This is a genomic window from Microcoleus sp. F4-D5, from assembly GCF_036704885.1.
Taxonomy (GTDB): Bacteria; Cyanobacteriota; Cyanobacteriia; order Cyanobacteriales; family Microcoleaceae; genus Microcoleus.
This window is the reverse complement of the sequence record NZ_JAUBSX010000020.1, coordinates 1-14,921: the sequence shown is the minus strand read 5'-3', so window position 1 is coordinate 14,921 and position 14,921 is coordinate 1. Positions and strand designations below refer to the sequence as shown.

Genomic DNA, 14,921 nt, shown 5'->3' with positions numbered 1-14,921 from the left:
TTACCAATAAATACATTATTATCTACCTTCCTCTTCCCTTTCCTCCTTCGCTGCCTTTGCGCCTTCGCGGTTCGTTAAATCATAAATTCACTGTTTCTGACTTAACAAAAAATTGGTCAACCAATCTTTAACCACATAAGTAGCACGACAGTCGTCCTCATTGTAGCGGACGATCGCCTCCAAGAGCGATCTATCGCCGGTTTTGAGCCAATCGTCGTACCAGCAGACGCACTGAGCACCATTAGCCTTAGCATCTCGCCAGTCAAAACCCAGCCAGCGGGCAATGGGTTTAAGGGCGTAACTTTCCACCGGCATAATCGCTTTTTGCGTCACTTGTTTGTGAATATCTACAAACCGTTTCAGCACGGGTTTCCACAAATAAGCTGGAGTATTGTAAAGTTTAGCCAGCCGCTTAAAAGTCTTGACTTCGTAGTCGCAAAAATGGAAAATCGGAGCAATAGGATAAGCCCACATTAATTCTAAAAACTGCTCCCAAATTGCACCTTCCTCTGCTGCCGATTCTGCTAGAAAACCGTGGAATTTTTGAGTATTGTTGTACCTGTCCACAACTAAGACACCGTGGAGGTAATCTAAATTTAAGTCTGGTTCCGCTTCAATATCAAAGTAGAGTTCGATTGGGGCGATCGGCAAAAAGACCGATTGGGAATACGGAATTGGTTTCTTGCGGAGAATTGGCGCGGGTATAGAAGATATCGCAGGTTTATTTTCTCTAATTTTTACTTTCTCAACTGCTATGTCATTCACGATCTTGTCTGCAATATCTGGTACTATTTCAGATGAGTTAAGTTCTTCTGAATTCTCACTTCTACGTTCTTCTCGATCGTTAATCCCTGTATCCGTGTCAAAATCCGTGTCTTGCCTTCCTTCTTCCCTTCTTCCTTCTTCCTTCTTCCTTCTTCCTTCTTCCCGCAACAGCGGTTGATTTAGCAAGTGCGATTTAGCTTGCTGCACCACATCAAAAGCAACTCGATCCGGGAATTCTGGATACTCAGCTAGCAGTTCGGAACTAGCATTAGCGAGAGCTTCTACATCAGTAATTCCGAGAGTTTTTAGTCTAGCATAGCGGCTGGCAGTAACTCCCGGCAATAACGAAAGATGTTTAATAGATTCGGCTTCGGCGTGACAGATAGTATACCAACCGCAAAGATTGCACTTTTGCCGGGAAATGAACACCTCTGGTTTATCCCGATTTTCTATCATCTGAATGCAATCATCTAAAATCTCGAACATCTGAGGAGTTCGCTGACCGAGATTCACCGAGCACAGCCCTTTTTTTCGCAGCATCAGCCACGCAGTATCGGGCATTGTTTCCTGCACGGAAGCTAAAACTTGGGCGTGAAAAGCTGCTATAATTTGATACTCTAGTTTGGGTCGCTTGCTAAGCCAAATATCCGCAGTAGTATAACTCCAATTGCCAAATTTTGATTGTCCCGGCTGTTTAATTAATAAATGGGGGCGGCTAATCAGGGTAATGTTTGAAGAGGGAAGATTGAAGGATGAAAAATCAACGGGAGTTTCGGGGATTTCGCCAAATTCTGGGAAATATTGATTGTCAATTCCTACCAGAGAAGTTGTTGCGGCGTTGGTTTTGCCGAATTCGCCCCGGATCAGAACTCCTCGGTAAATGCGATCGACCCCTTGCTGCATTAAACTCAATGTAGCGGCCGCGCCAGCTTCCCAATCCCCTCTAGGATAATATGGTTGTTGGTAAGTCTCGTGTTCCAAAGCTTGCTGCTGGTATGTCGCGCTGTCGCGCATCAGTTTCAGCAAAAAGTCGCTGGGGGGATCTAGTTGTTTCCAGTCTCCGCAGGTGTCTAAAAATGCTCGGAGATGGCATCGCTGATAGGAAAGTAGCAGTTTGTCAGTTATTAACATTTAGTATTCGCAAGGCATAGAGTATCAGGCAAAAGGTATAAAATTCACAGCATTAGTTATTCAATATTAACGCTATCAATAATTCCCCAAAAAAAATGGCAAAGGACAATCACCGGCAACAATTCCCAGCTTTGGCCAATAAAGCTTATTTTAACTACGGCGGACAAGGGCCACTGCCTGAGCCTGCTTTAGACGCGATTTATCAGGCTTACAAACGGGTGCAGCTTGGGGGGCCGTTTTCGGGGGAGGTGGGGGCTTGGGTGGTTCAGGAGGCGATGCTGACGCGACGTGCGATCGCATCTGAGTTGACGGTACCTCCTGAAACCATCGCCCTAACTGAAGATGTCACCGTCGGCTGCAATATTGCGCTGTGGGGCATTGACTGGAAAGCAGGCGACCATTTGCTGCTTTCTGATTGCGAACACCACGGCATTGTAGCTAGTGTAATGGAACTTCAGCGCCGTTTCAACATTGAGGTTTCTGTTTGTCCGTTGGCGGCAACTTTGAATGAGGGCGATCCGGTGGCGGTGATTGCTGATAGTTTGCGGCCAAATACTCGCTTGTTGGTTATCAGTCACATTTTGTGGAATACTGGCCAAGTTTTGCCTCTGGCTGAGATTGTGAAAGTGTGTCATGAACCCCCCCTAACCCCCCCTTGCCAAGGGGGGGGACAAGAGGAATTTCCGCTGATTCAAGGGGGGGGACAAGAGGAATTGCCTGCAAAGAATCACAAAGTTAGAGTGTTAGTTGATGCGGCTCAATCTGTGGGGGTTTTGCCTTTAAATTTGATTGAATCGGGGGTTGACTTTTATGCTTTTACGGGTCATAAATGGTGGTGCGGCCCGGAAGGTTTGGGCGGACTTTATGTGAGTGCTGAAGCTTTGGCAGATTTGCATCCGGTGTTTATCGGTTGGCGGGGAATTGTGACGGATGCTAATGCTAAAGTCCTTGGGTGGAAGTCTGGATCGCAGCGCTATGAAATTGCGACTTCGGCTTATCCTTTGTATGCGGGTTTGCGGAGTGCGATCGCCCTGCAGCACGAATGGGGTACGATCGAGGAAAGGTATGCAGAAATTTGCCGTTTAAGTAAGTATCTCTGGGAGCGTTTGTCGGTACTTCCCGATGTGGAATGTTTGCGGAAATCTGCGCCGGAAGCGGGTTTAGTTTCGTTTCGATTAACTAATGGGATGCCGCACAACAAGCTTGTCAATTTGTTGGAGAAACAGGGAATTATGGTAAGGACTATTCTTAATCCTGACTGTGTGCGGGCTTGTGTTCACTATTTTACAACTGAGGCGGAGATTGATAAGTTGGTTGGGGCGATCGCCATAGCGAAGTTTTCATTTGAGTAAAACTTTAGCATCGACAGTTATTCATTTTCAGCAAGCCACAGCTCGATTTCTTCTCGGTTGTTTTCGTAATAGTTCGCAACCGCTTGCAAATCTTGAAGGGTAAGTCCTGGATAATTATAGAGAAGTTCGGCTTCAGTTGCGCCCTGTTGTTGGTAGGCGATAATCGTCCAGACGGGAATGCGGGTATCGCGAATTCGCGCTGCACCGCCACAAATTCCTGGAGTTTTCTGAATGGGATGCTGAAGGGTTTGGACGAATTGCAGCGTTTGTGCTAGCAAGTCATCAGGCAGTGTTTCAATGGTTTGGAGAAGTTGTTCTTTGATGGTCATAATCGATATCCAGATGCAATAGCAGTTTACACATTGGCAGCTTCGATAATTCGCTCAGCGGCAATAGAGGCATCTATTTCCTGAGAGTGGGCTGCATAAAAAGCGAAAACATCGTTCACTTGAGCTTCACTTAAATCATACTCAGTGGCAATTTGGTTTGGCGAAAAACCCCATTTATGGGCTGCAATAACTACTGTTTGCACCCGCAAGCTAGTGCCGCGCAAAACGGGTACGAGTTCGCCGCTAGCGCCGCGCACATAGGTAATTTCAGGAAAAGCGCGATCGTCTGATTTCCGCAGCCCCGTGAACTCCATGCTTTTAGAATAACAACGGCTCTATTTTAGCTTGCACCTCTTCAATTACATCTTGAGATACCGACTCAACCAATCGAATACCGCGAGCTTTCCAGTCTAAACACTTAATTTGATCTGCAAGAATTACGCCCTGAACTGTTAATCCAGTGGGTAGGATAACTTCAAAAGGATACCCTTTTTGTTGTTTTGTAATCGGCATAAATAGAGCTAAGGAGCTTTTCTCGTTGTAGGAGCGAGGCGACAGCACAAAAGCAGGTCTAAGTCCTTTTTGCTCGTGTCCCTTAGTTGGGTCAAAGTCTAAATAAACGATATCGCCTCGACTCGGAATGTAGGGATTTGATTGTGTCACCAAACTTCGTTCCCCACAGCAACTCCAGTATCAATCTCAGTATGAAGATTCTCTGGCGTCATTGCTTCGATCAGCTCCTCAAGCGAATACCGCCGACGAACGATAGGCTCGATTGTCAGCTTGCCATCTATCAAGATAAGCTTCACTTCGGAACCCTCAACCAAGTTAATCTTTTTAGCTAAATTCTGTGGAATCCGAATAGCAAGACTGTTTCCCCATTTTGCGATCGTCCCAACCATAGCCTGAACCTCTAGTTAGTGATATCACTCTGAGGAATTTACTCTTTCTCAGAGAATGTATATACAGAGTATATACAGTGTAGCGACTGAGCGGATGTTTGACAAGCACAGAAAATTTGATAAAAAAGCCGTAGCTTGCGGGGCGGGACGCCATCGCCCTTTCCCTAAAAACACCAAAGGACGATCGACTTTTGACCTCAATTAATCTGAACTGACGCACTCAATTAGTATAGCCGGGGCGGGTTTATCTAGATTGTTTGTGAGGCTCAAATATTATCTGTAAAACCCGCCCCTACAGGGCATCGTAGGGGCGGGTTTTACCAGCCATCTATGTTGGAAACCAACAATATAATAAACCCGCCCCCACCCAACGACTCAATTAGTGACTGTGCCCGTGCCCCCCGTGAGAATGCCCGTGCCCTTCGTGAGAATGCCCGTGCCCGTGAGAATGCCCGTGCCCGCCATGAGAATGACCGTGATCACCATGAGAATGCCCGTGTTCCCCGTGAGAATGACCGTGTTCCCCGTGAGAATGGCTGTGCTCGCGGTGCGCGGAAGCCAAACTCGGATTAACAGCAACCGCAGTCTCACTCAACAACGCTTCAATCTGCGGATTTGCCCACTCGGCCGCCATTTTCAGAAACTCTGGATGGTCGTTAACGCAAGGCAATTTGCGGTAAGTAACTCCTTTACGCTGTTTCTGCAAAGACTCAATCACGTGGTCAACATCTAACAATGTTTCGTGATTTTCTGTCGCAAATCCGATCGGCATAAAGACGATCGCAGTTGCACCCAAATCGATCAAATTCTTTGCAGCCAACGTCGCATCCGGCTGCGTCCATTCAATCAGCGGCGTGTCGTGATTCAGCCAACCCACCGAAATCAAAGGATAGCGATACATCAAACGTTCCCGCACGCGATCGTACAAAGCTTGACTTTCCACAATTCCCGAAGTAAATCCCTTCGCCTTGTGCGGACAACCGTGATTCATCAGCACAATCCCAATCTGAGAAGGCAAATGCGCTACAGCTAAATCGTTCTTAATTTCCTCTTCAACCAAACGCGCCATCAAATCGATATAAGCAGGTTCATCGTAAAAAGAAGGAATGTAGCGCTGTCCTTTTACCCAATGTTCCTTACCATCAAAGGTTTGTGCTAAAGCTTTATTCACCTGTTCGACTGCAATGCCGCTGGTGAAAACAGAATCAACTACCAACAGCGGATAAATCAGAATTTTGTCAAATCCTTCTGCTTTAATTTGAGGGATTACTTGTTCCGGCAAAAACGGCGCGCAAAAGTTAAAAGCTTTGAACACTTTTACTTTATCGCCCCATTTCTCCTGTAAATTCTTTTCAATCCCGGCGCGCTGCTGTTCAAAAATTGCATTGTGCGGCGAAACGAATTGACCGTGTTGGTGACTCCACTCGTGCAAGTCAAAGATTGCTAAAATCTTCGCCAGCGGCGGATAAATCCAAAGCGGTACTGGCGCGAATTTTGCCGTAAGCAAGTTTAAAGCTTGTTCGTTGTAGTTGGCAAAATCGTCGTAGCTTTCGACTTCGCCGTAACCCATCAGCAATACAGCAACGCGATCGTTACTTGCGGGTGCCGCAGATGTTTTGAAATCGATTTTTTCTGGAGAAGCAACCACTTTGTATTCCTCAATTTTATTTACTCTAAGAGATCCAGGCAGGATGAAGGGTGAATGGGAGATTTTTCATTGTTTGCGATCGCACGACTGACGTGCGCGGGGCTGATTCCCGGTTTCTTGGCCCATACTTCCCGGTCAAACCTCTTATTTATCCTAGAAACCGGATTGATGAGCATCAGTCCTAAGTGGGTTTTTTTACCAAGAATTTCTTGATGGTACCCGCCACGTGATTTATCCGTGGAATCAATCCCAAATCGAAAATCCTCAAGAAAGAGCATTTATCCGTGGGGTCAATCTAAAATCTAAAATCTAAAATCTAAAATCGATTGACCCTGACCCGAAATTCGTAGGGCAGCTAAGCTGGCAGGCCTCTAATTTTCACAATCCTATTTCTTTAAGCTTTTTTGGGCCGGGCTTCGACGCCGCCAGAAAAGTTAAATCTAAATACAGAACTGCTTAAAACTAGAATCAGGCTTTGCTAAGCTTGACAGGAAATGGGGCCGGGGGGGATAAGTTTTATGTTTTCTTAAGACTCCCTCGCCTTGCCTCTGATTAATGCCGTTTGGAGCGTTCCCAGCTTTTAACTTGGGGGATACTCTTCAAACTAGATTCTATTATAAGTTTAACACCCTATCCCCTGGGGTAGTATATGATATAGTAGGCATATGATAAAGTTATGTTGCGAACTATATTAACTTTCTTGACGAACTATGAGACTGGTAATATGCCCCGGAGTTCACGAACCAAAGCTAACCGACTGTTTCCTGGCGGGACTTTCGGGGCTTTGGGGACTGGCAGCCGATCGCCCAAACCAGCAAATAGTCGATCGTGTCAAGATTTTTCCCGCTCATAAATATCCGCCTTTTTCAGCTCTTGACGTATGGCACTTTTTATGCAGCGAAGAGTTGGCAGGAGAAAGTTTAGTATTCGTCAGCTTTTCGGCAGGAGTAGCCGGGGCGATCGGGGCTGCTTGGATGTGGCAGCAAATCGGCGGCAAAGTCGGGGCATTTTTTGCCTTAGACGGTTGGGGAGTACCCCTGGGGGGCAATTTTCCCATCCACCGCATCAGCCACGATCGCTTTACGCACTGGAGTTCGGCAATTCTCGGTGGCGGTGGAGAAAGCTTTTATGCAGATCCGGCGATCGAACATTTGGATTTGTGGCGATCTCCTCAAACCGCAAAAGGCTGGCAAGTCAGCCAAACAGCCGCCGGCATTGAGGCTGTGGCACCCACAACCGCAGCAACCTTTTTAGTCCACCTATTGAAACAGTACGGAGTCAAATCAGTTGTTTAATTTTAATTTAGTATCCTCTGCGATCGCACCTATTGCCAGCATCGCCCGCCTAGAAAATTCTCTCGCTTCAGGCACAACAAACACCATCAAACAGTGGTTAATATTCAGCGCCTCAGCATTTTTAGTCTCTATTCCCGTCTTCGTGCAAGCACCGTTAGTGCGTTTATATCCAACAATCAGTTTGCTCTCAACTATCCCCTGGTTTGTACTTAGTTTAATCCTCATTTTCCGCCCCAAAACACAACTTTGGGGAGATTTATTATTAGGGTTTGCCGGATGTTGGCTGGCAGGTTCTATCTATTGGGGCTGGTTTAGATGGGAACCAATTTTACATCTACCTATAGAATCAATTGGCTTGCCTTTTGCTATTTGGTGCTTGGGCAAATCTTGGGGAAAAGTAGGCGGATATTTTTATTTGGGTTCGCTATTGGGGACTGCTATTACCGACTTATATTTTTACTTGACAGGATTGATGCCCTACTGGCGGCAAGTTATGCACGCGGAACCGGAATTAGCTATGCCGATTTTTCAAAGTGCGATCGGTCAAATCGAAACTCCTTGGGGCATAGGTTGCGCTCTAGTTTTAATCGCTGTGTTGCTAACAGTCGGTTTGCTGAGTTTGCGCGATCGAGAACTGCACTGGCGCGCGTTTAGCGGAGCCGTGTTGAGCACGCTTTTGGTAGATGGTTTATTTTGGCTGGCTGCTTCTGCGGCTTAAGATTTATGATTGGTTCCTATGTTGGTAATTTTTGACCGCAGATGTGGGCGGATTGACGCAGATTAACGCAGATTTTTTGAGAGATGTAGTCTTGAGATTCCTGACTTTTTTAAGAAGTCGGGAATTTGGGTATTTAGTGAACAATTATGAGTTAAAATCTAAAATCTAAAATCTAAGAATCCAAAATCAATATCATGTCTTTCATTTCAATTCGCGGTGTGGAACATTATTACGAGTGGATAACGGCAGATAACAGCGCTGGGCACAGCGGGAAACCAGTGATGGTATTCCTGCACGGCTGGGCGGGCTCGGCGCGCTACTGGGAAAGCACGGCCCGGGCTATTGCTGATGATTTTGATTGTTTGCTTTACGATATGAGAGGTTTTGGTCGATCGCCTTTGCCAAAAGAGCCTCCTGAGTCAAGCTACGAACTCGAAACCTATGCCCGCGACTTAGCTGAATTGTTAGAATCTCTGAATTTAAGCCGCGTCTTTCTCAATGCTCACTCTACAGGTGCATCAATTGCTACTTTATTTCTCAACCTTTACCCCGAAAAAGTAGAAAAAGCTATTCTCACTTGCAGCGGGATTTTTGAATACGATGAAAAAGCCTTTACAACTTTTCACAAATTCGGCGGCTATGTGGTAAAGTTTAGGCCATCTTGGCTGGCATCGATCCCCTTTGCCGATCGGCTATTTATGGCCAGGTTTTTGCGGCGTTCCCTGCCCACAGAGGTAAGTCTGGCGTTTCTCAAGGATTTTTTAATGGCAGACGAGCAAGCTGCTATAGGTACAATGGTGACGGCAGTCAGCAAAAGAGCAGCCGAAGAAATGCCCCAAGAATTTGCGAGGCTGAGTGTTCCCACACTGCTTGTGGCCGGAGAATTTGACCAAATTATCCCTGCTACAATGGGAGAGCAAGCGGCGTCCCTGAGCAAAAAAGTAGAATTTGTTATAATTCCCAATACGGCTCACTTTCCGATGCTGGAGGATGCAGCAACATACTTGCAGCGAATTCGAGAATTTTTGCCAGCAGCGGCTTAGCTGAGTTATTGTTCATTTAATGTACGATCGGAGAAGCAAGCTTTGAGAACGGCTTTTGCTCCGATCTTAATTTTTAATTCCTAATTTCTTAAAGCGAAAGGTGGTACAATGAACGACCTCGACCAATACTATAAAGTGCTGGGACTGTTGCCGGGAGCTTCCAGAGAAGAAATTAGCCAAGCCTACAAGGATTTAGCGTTCATTTGGCACCCCGATCGCATCCCCAAAGACAATCCCAGACTGCTACAGAAAGCTGAAGAAAAGATTAAGGAAATTAATCAAGCTCGCGAACAATTGCGATCGATTCAACCAAGAGGTCAGAATCAGAACGTTCAGCACAAACATTCTCAGCACAAACACACCCAGCAACAAAGCACCCAGTACAAACACACCCAGCACCAAAACACCCAGCAACAAAACGCTCAGTACAGAAACACACAGCAACAAAATACCCAGCAACAAAATACCCAGTACAGAAATACTCAGCAACAAAATACTCAGTACAGAAATACCCAGCAACAACATACTCAGCAACAACATACCCAGCAACAACATACCCAGTACAGAAACAGCCAGCAACAACATACCCAGCAACAACATACCCAGCAACCCAATAGTCAGTACCAAAACACTCAGTACCAAAACACTCAACAACCCAAGACTCAGTACCAAAACACTCAGTACAGAAATAGTCAGTATTCAAACACCCAGCACCAAAACACCCAGCCACCACCGGCCAACCCAAAAGAACCCCGCTACTCTTCTGAACCCTCTTCAGAAAAATATGCTGGAAATTATCCGGGAAACTATGGGGGAAACCCTGCAGGGCCCTATTCAGACGCGTCCCGCTACCAATCGCAGCCGCCGCCATCTCAGTCTTACCGCCAAGCTGGGCCGCAAGCTCCCGATTTGAGCGGTTCCAACTTCAAAGGAGCTTCCTTAAAAGAAAAGGATTTTTCAGGAAGAAACTTGAGCAATGCAAACCTGAGTGAAGCCGATTTAAGCGATGCTTTTCTACACAACGTCAACCTCACAGGCGCGAATTTGCACAAAGCAAACTTGTTCAGGGCCAATTTGTTAGGAGCTTGTTTGATCAATGCCAACTTGAGAGAAAGCAACTTAATCGGAGCCGATTTGAGCGGTGCAGACTTGAGCGGTGCAGACTTAACAGGAGCGAAAATCGGTTACGGCGATCGAGTTATGGTCAAACTCACCCGAACTACATTAACAGGTACAATCTTGCCCGACGGTACCGTTCATAGCTAAATGATTTACTTTTTAGTCAGTTGTTGTAGACCCGGATTTTACCCGAAATATTTGCTGCAACCCCAAATACAAAAAAATCCGCCCTTTGCGAATTTTGGATCTAAACTTATATTCTGTCCGCTATAACAACCGCCATAAAACTGGTTGGTAGTGAGGAAGTTCGTCGTTAAAATTTTATGAGGACTTGCATTCCTCGCAGCGCACCCATATAGGTTAAATTACTTCAGATGATATTACACGATCGCAATCATCGCACAAACCGAGTTTTTTTAACGGGTTCAAAGACTGGAACGAAGTATTTTGGTTTATCAAACCCCTTCTCTGCCTCCAAGACTGTTAATCTATTTTTACATTAATTATTTCCGACGATCGCGCAACTTTCGTCCCGCAGCCAGCATAGCCCCTCCCGCCATCAAACCCCCCACAGTCATCGGTTCTGGAACCGCCTCAGCTTTTTCTGTCCCCACAGAACCACCTTTAATAAATACAGCAGAATCTACATTGCCGTCGCCCACATCTTTAATGCGGATGCTGAGAACATTCGTCTGATTTTGCTTGAGCAAACCCTCAAAACCTAAAACTTTAGTAAAACCGTCCAGCTTAATGATGCTAGCAGCAATACCTGTCAAACTTGAGTTGTCAATATAGTCCGCGTGATCTGCAGAGCGATTATTTGGATCGGGAACCAGATTATTAATCGTAAATGTTTTCCCATCGCTCAACTTTGCCAAATTAGTGCCGTTCAACAGGAGTTCAAAATTGTCATTAAATTCAGAACCGCCGAACTCAGGAAATTCCTCAGAAGCAAATACATATTCAAAGAACAACTTTTCGACCGTGCTATTAGCAAAAAAGCTGAGGTTGAGCTGAGTCAAATCCCCCTGTTCACCCCTAGGCCCAAAGTCCGTGTTTAAATCGCTGCCGTTGATCATTAGATTATCTTTCCGATTCTGACCCGGTATATCCGTGACTTTACCGGTGCTGAGAACAACACCTGATGTCAAACCGAAGGGGTCATTAGTGAAAGTACCAAAAGCAGCCTCATTCCCTGTAATTGAAACAGAAAAATCACTCAATCCTGCTGTATTAGTTCCTAACAAATTTTTTTTCAAAGTCTCAATGTTATGAGTTGCCCCTACCGAAAATGCCATGGCTGGCGCTGCCAACCAGCTCAGGACACCAGTCAATGTAGTAGTTAATGCAGCAATTTTGTGAGAATTTATCATAAATTTTTTGTTAAAAATACAAAGCTGATTCAATGCACAACTTCATTTTCACACTATACAACTATCAATGTCTAGTGCCTTTACAATGAATTTATATCTAAGTATATTTACGGTTTATGTAGTTATTTTTTTTTGTAGTTATTGGCAGTTAGTCAGTCAATAAACCTCACCACAAAAACATGGATGCCAAAATATACCTACACAGACTAATAATTTCATGACATACGCACTGGATACTAAAAGAAATCGGGTTTTTATGTCGTTGCCGATCGCGCACTCGCGTGGGATTTTTGGTGAAAAACCCGGTTTCTGCGTCAGTCCGCAATTTATATCAAGTCCGGTCGATCGACCATTCCGGTAGAGGGCGGGGCGGGTTTACTCAAGTGCTGGTGAGGAAGTCAAGGTGATGGCAAACCCGCCCCCAGAACAATTACGGTTCACAGATGACTAAAACCCCCTTGCTTCTCCTTCGCCGCGCCGATCCGCAGCCCCTTCCAACCAACCGTCTGCAGTCAGGACGATCGCATTAGCGTTTCCCCAGCCGTCGCTTTCGACAATCAGGTGTCCCCGCCGCCGCAACTCCGAAAGCGTGGCAGCCTCAAAACCTCCCCCTTCCACCATCAGGCGATCGGGCTGCCATTGGTGGTGAATTCTAGGTGCAGATACAGCCTCGCCGACATTCATGTCGTAAACCAACACATTCAGCACAATTTGCAGCACGGTGGTAATAATCGTGCTGCCTCCGGGAGCCCCAGCAGCCAGACGGAATTTGCCATTTTCGGTCACGATGACCGGCGTCATGCTGGATAAAGGAGTTTTCCCCGGGGCGATCGAATTTGCCTCCCCGCCCACCAAACCAAATAAATTCGGCACTCCAGGCGCTGCGGCAAAATCGTCCATCTCGTTGTTGAGCAAAATTCCCGTGCCCGCCGCCACAGCCCCAGCCCCAAAACCGCCATTCACCGTAAACGTCAAACTCACAACATTGCGCTGTTTATCAACTACCGTCAGGTGCGTAGTTTCAGGAGACTCCCACACGAAGCGGCTCAAAGTTTCAGCGTCAACAGCTTTTACCTCGCTGGAGGGTGTGGCTTTTGACATTTGAATTTGCGATCGTCTCAATTTGGCATAATTGCTGCTAGTCAGAGCTTCGATCGGTACATTCACAAAATCCGGGTCGCCCAAATACTCGGCCCTGTCAGCATAAGCAATCCTCATACTCTCCGCCAGCAAGTGCAAAGTATCTGGACTTTGCCTTCCCAAACTCTTGAGATCCGTATCTCCCAGAATATTTAAGATTTGCAACAAATGAACCCCGCCGGAAGAAGGAGGCGACATCGCGCAAATTTGGTAAGTGCGAAAGTTGCCGCAAACCGGATTCCGCCAAATCGGCGTATAGTTTTTCAAATCTTCGAGAGTGATAATGCCGCCGTTTTTAGCCATGTCGGCGGCGATCGCCCGCGCAATGTCCCCGGTATAAAAACTTTGCGGATTTTCTGCAATCTGCCGCAAAGTCCGCGCCAAATCCCGCTGCACCAAAAGCTCACCCGGCTGGTATAAAATGCCACCGCGAGTAAAAACTTCCCGCGCAGCCGGGTTTTTTTTGATCGCATCCTGTCGTTGCTTGGTAGCTGCGGTAAACCGCGAACTTACCGGAAAACCTTTTTCAGCCAGGGCGATCGCCGGCGCCACCACCGCAGCCCAAGGCAACTTACCATACTCTCGGTGCACCGTGTAAAGTCCAGCAACAGTGCCCGGAATACCCGCAGCCAAATGCCCGTCTAGACTTGCCCTTGGACGCACCTTGCCTTGCTTGTCGAGGTACATATCCCGCGCCGCCCTTCTCGGAGCTCGTTCCCGGAAATCCAGCGCTTGCACAGTCCCCGTTTCCGCCCGCTGCAGCAGCAAAAAACCCCCGCCGCCGATACCCGCCGAAAAAGGCTCCACCACTGAAATCGCCAAAGCCGTAGCAGCCGCCGCATCCACTGCATTGCCTCCCTGTTGCAGCAGGGTCAGCCCCGCAGCGCTCGCCAGAGGGTGAGCCGAAACAGCCATTCCCTGTTTGCTGCGCTGCTGCTGCGAGGTTGGCTGTAGCTGCTGTTGGCAGCCGCCCAAAACCAAGACTGTTAGGCAACAAGTATAAATTTGCACTTTGCTCGAGAACTTTGGCAACATTTTTTACGGGTGATTCGTGGATTTTTTACAGTATAATTTTACGCTGGTTTTCCCTAAGACCTAGCCGTACTGAGTTCAATAGCAGATAACCTGTTATGGCAGACCGGGAAACGATTTGACCTTGGGAGGCTCTCGCGGCCCAAAAAAACAGAAAAATGAGGGACAGCTTATGGCAACTTAATCATTCAAGAAGTTTGAAAAAACATCTTTATTTAGAAATCGCTAATCTCAACAAAGCTGATGAACGCCGAAAAATTCAGTTAATAAAATCTCAAATAAAATCAGTACAAATTTTAGATTATTGCTTTAATTATGAAAATAACAGCAGACACGGTAGAGTTTTTTTGAGTATTAATGCGACGATCTGGTCAATTAATAAAATAGGAATTCCGAACTTTCAATAAAGAGTTTTTTGGAAATGCTTTAAATTAGTTTTTTAGTGAGCAATAAAAGTTTTATTTAGTCAGCAAAAGGCGGAGGTAAAAAAATATTTTCAGCGGTTAACCGGACTAGCTCTGAGTCATAAAGTCAGTTTATTAGTAGATATCTATAGCAATCCTAAATCATTATCAAGACTATGATACAATTATATGCAATACTCGATCGTGAATAAAAAGATGAATAACTTACAATTGCAAGAAAAAGATAGAGAAAAAGAAATAGCCCAATTAGAATCTTTCATTAAAAGTGATATCGATGCCAGAGAGCTCAAACGAGCAATAGCTGTAAGGATGGCACTCTCAGGTAATATCTACCATGAAATCAGCAAAATATTAGGTGTAAGTAAATTTTTTATTGGTTATTGGAAAAAACAATTTAAAACCAAAGGCATCGCCGGAATCAAACTAGGACATAAAGGGTCAAAAGGGTATTTAACAGCTCGACAAAATACTGAAGTAATCGAGTGGTTAAAGAATAAAGAATATTGGAATTTAGATGAGTTGGTTACTTATTTAGCTCAAGAGTTTGGTGTGATATATAAATCAAAACAGAGCTTACTTTTCCCGTTAAGTGTGATTTGTAGCAAGAAGCCAGCCCTGGCACAGATCACGTAAATTTGACCAACCTCGC

General features: G+C 45.8%; 14 protein-coding genes. 6 read left to right on the top strand and 8 right to left on the bottom strand.

Annotation, left to right across the window (positions count from 1 at the left end):
• Nucleotides 1-87: 87 nt before the first annotated feature.
• Nucleotides 88-1,896: a TM0106 family RecB-like putative nuclease gene (locus tag QUA80_RS11915; protein WP_333424671.1), complete on the bottom strand. Its 1,809-nt coding sequence runs from the start codon at nucleotides 1,894-1,896 to the stop codon at nucleotides 88-90.
• 95 nt (nucleotides 1,897-1,991) lie between these two features.
• Between QUA80_RS11915 and QUA80_RS11910 the strand changes: the two genes are divergently transcribed.
• Nucleotides 1,992-3,248: an aminotransferase class V-fold PLP-dependent enzyme gene (locus tag QUA80_RS11910; RefSeq protein ID WP_333424669.1), complete on the top strand. Its 1,257-nt coding sequence runs from the start codon at nucleotides 1,992-1,994 to the stop codon at nucleotides 3,246-3,248.
• A 17-nt stretch (nucleotides 3,249-3,265) separates the two neighbouring features.
• Here QUA80_RS11910 and QUA80_RS11905 read toward each other — a convergent pair whose 3' ends face one another.
• From QUA80_RS11905 to QUA80_RS11885, 5 genes are all read right to left on the bottom strand, one after another.
• On the bottom strand, nucleotides 3,266-3,577 hold the full coding sequence (locus tag QUA80_RS11905) for a DUF433 domain-containing protein (RefSeq protein ID WP_333424667.1): 312 nt from the start codon (nucleotides 3,575-3,577) through the stop codon (nucleotides 3,266-3,268).
• A 26-nt stretch (nucleotides 3,578-3,603) separates the two neighbouring features.
• Nucleotides 3,604-3,891: a DUF433 domain-containing protein gene (locus tag QUA80_RS11900; RefSeq protein WP_333424665.1), complete on the bottom strand. Its 288-nt coding sequence runs from the start codon at nucleotides 3,889-3,891 to the stop codon at nucleotides 3,604-3,606.
• A gap of 4 nt (nucleotides 3,892-3,895) precedes the next feature.
• Nucleotides 3,896-4,240 carry an endoribonuclease MazF gene (gene mazF, locus QUA80_RS11895; RefSeq protein ID WP_015179510.1) on the bottom strand — a complete coding sequence of 115 codons (345 nt, stop codon included), beginning with the start codon at nucleotides 4,238-4,240 and terminating at the stop codon, nucleotides 3,896-3,898.
• Nucleotides 4,237-4,479 (bottom strand): AbrB/MazE/SpoVT family DNA-binding domain-containing protein, encoded by a 243-nt coding sequence (locus QUA80_RS11890; protein WP_015179509.1) that lies wholly within the window; start codon nucleotides 4,477-4,479, stop codon nucleotides 4,237-4,239. Before QUA80_RS11890 ends, mazF begins: the two co-directional genes overlap by 4 nt.
• 379 nt (nucleotides 4,480-4,858) lie before the next feature.
• A complete protein-coding gene (locus QUA80_RS11885) occupies nucleotides 4,859-6,127 on the bottom strand; it encodes a ferrochelatase (RefSeq protein ID WP_333424661.1) in 1,269 nt (422 codons plus the stop codon).
• 710 nt (nucleotides 6,128-6,837) lie between these two features.
• On the opposite strand from QUA80_RS11885, the gene QUA80_RS11880 reads away from it, so the two are divergent.
• From QUA80_RS11880 to QUA80_RS11865, 4 genes are all read left to right on the top strand, one after another.
• Nucleotides 6,838-7,422: a hypothetical protein gene (locus QUA80_RS11880; protein ID WP_333424659.1), complete on the top strand. Its 585-nt coding sequence runs from the start codon at nucleotides 6,838-6,840 to the stop codon at nucleotides 7,420-7,422.
• Nucleotides 7,415-8,140 carry a DUF3120 domain-containing protein gene (locus tag QUA80_RS11875; protein ID WP_333424350.1) on the top strand — a complete coding sequence of 242 codons (726 nt, stop codon included), beginning with the start codon at nucleotides 7,415-7,417 and terminating at the stop codon, nucleotides 8,138-8,140. Before QUA80_RS11880 ends, QUA80_RS11875 begins: the two co-directional genes overlap by 8 nt.
• Before the next feature lie 194 nt (nucleotides 8,141-8,334).
• Nucleotides 8,335-9,183 carry an alpha/beta hydrolase gene (locus QUA80_RS11870; RefSeq protein ID WP_333424348.1) on the top strand — a complete coding sequence of 283 codons (849 nt, stop codon included), beginning with the start codon at nucleotides 8,335-8,337 and terminating at the stop codon, nucleotides 9,181-9,183.
• Nucleotides 9,184-9,291: 108 nt separating this feature from the next.
• Nucleotides 9,292-10,449, top strand: a complete 1,158-nt coding sequence (locus QUA80_RS11865) for a pentapeptide repeat-containing protein (RefSeq protein WP_333424346.1) — start codon at nucleotides 9,292-9,294, stop codon at nucleotides 10,447-10,449.
• A gap of 356 nt (nucleotides 10,450-10,805) precedes the next feature.
• Here QUA80_RS11865 and QUA80_RS11860 read toward each other — a convergent pair whose 3' ends face one another.
• A complete protein-coding gene (locus tag QUA80_RS11860; RefSeq protein ID WP_333424344.1) occupies nucleotides 10,806-11,675 on the bottom strand; it encodes a choice-of-anchor L family PEP-CTERM protein in 870 nt (289 codons plus the stop codon).
• 447 nt (nucleotides 11,676-12,122) lie between these two features.
• The gene (ggt, locus tag QUA80_RS11855) at nucleotides 12,123-13,850 is read right to left on the bottom strand and encodes a gamma-glutamyltransferase (protein ID WP_333424342.1); all 1,728 of its coding nucleotides are present in this window, start codon (nucleotides 13,848-13,850) and stop codon (nucleotides 12,123-12,125) included.
• 617 nt (nucleotides 13,851-14,467) lie between these two features.
• On the opposite strand from ggt, the gene QUA80_RS11850 reads away from it, so the two are divergent.
• On the top strand, nucleotides 14,468-14,905 hold the full coding sequence (locus QUA80_RS11850; protein WP_333424340.1) for a helix-turn-helix domain-containing protein: 438 nt from the start codon (nucleotides 14,468-14,470) through the stop codon (nucleotides 14,903-14,905).
• Nucleotides 14,906-14,921: the final 16 nt, after the last annotated feature.

Coding starts and splice junctions, on each gene's coding strand:
- QUA80_RS11905 (WP_333424667.1), bottom strand. CDS start 3,577: ATGACCATCAAAGAACAACTTCTCCAAACCATTGAAACACTGCCTGAT.
- QUA80_RS11880 (WP_333424659.1), top strand. CDS start 6,838: ATGAGACTGGTAATATGCCCCGGAGTTCACGAACCAAAGCTAACCGAC.
- QUA80_RS11890 (WP_015179509.1), bottom strand. CDS start 4,479: ATGGTTGGGACGATCGCAAAATGGGGAAACAGTCTTGCTATTCGGATT.
- QUA80_RS11915 (WP_333424671.1), bottom strand. CDS start 1,896: ATGTTAATAACTGACAAACTGCTACTTTCCTATCAGCGATGCCATCTC.
- QUA80_RS11900 (WP_333424665.1), bottom strand. CDS start 3,891: ATGGAGTTCACGGGGCTGCGGAAATCAGACGATCGCGCTTTTCCTGAA.
- QUA80_RS11850 (WP_333424340.1), top strand. CDS start 14,468: ATGAATAACTTACAATTGCAAGAAAAAGATAGAGAAAAAGAAATAGCC.
- QUA80_RS11865 (WP_333424346.1), top strand. CDS start 9,292: ATGAACGACCTCGACCAATACTATAAAGTGCTGGGACTGTTGCCGGGA.
- QUA80_RS11870 (WP_333424348.1), top strand. CDS start 8,335: ATGTCTTTCATTTCAATTCGCGGTGTGGAACATTATTACGAGTGGATA.
- QUA80_RS11860 (WP_333424344.1), bottom strand. CDS start 11,675: ATGATAAATTCTCACAAAATTGCTGCATTAACTACTACATTGACTGGT.
- ggt (WP_333424342.1), bottom strand. CDS start 13,850: ATGTTGCCAAAGTTCTCGAGCAAAGTGCAAATTTATACTTGTTGCCTA.
- QUA80_RS11910 (WP_333424669.1), top strand. CDS start 1,992: ATGGCAAAGGACAATCACCGGCAACAATTCCCAGCTTTGGCCAATAAA.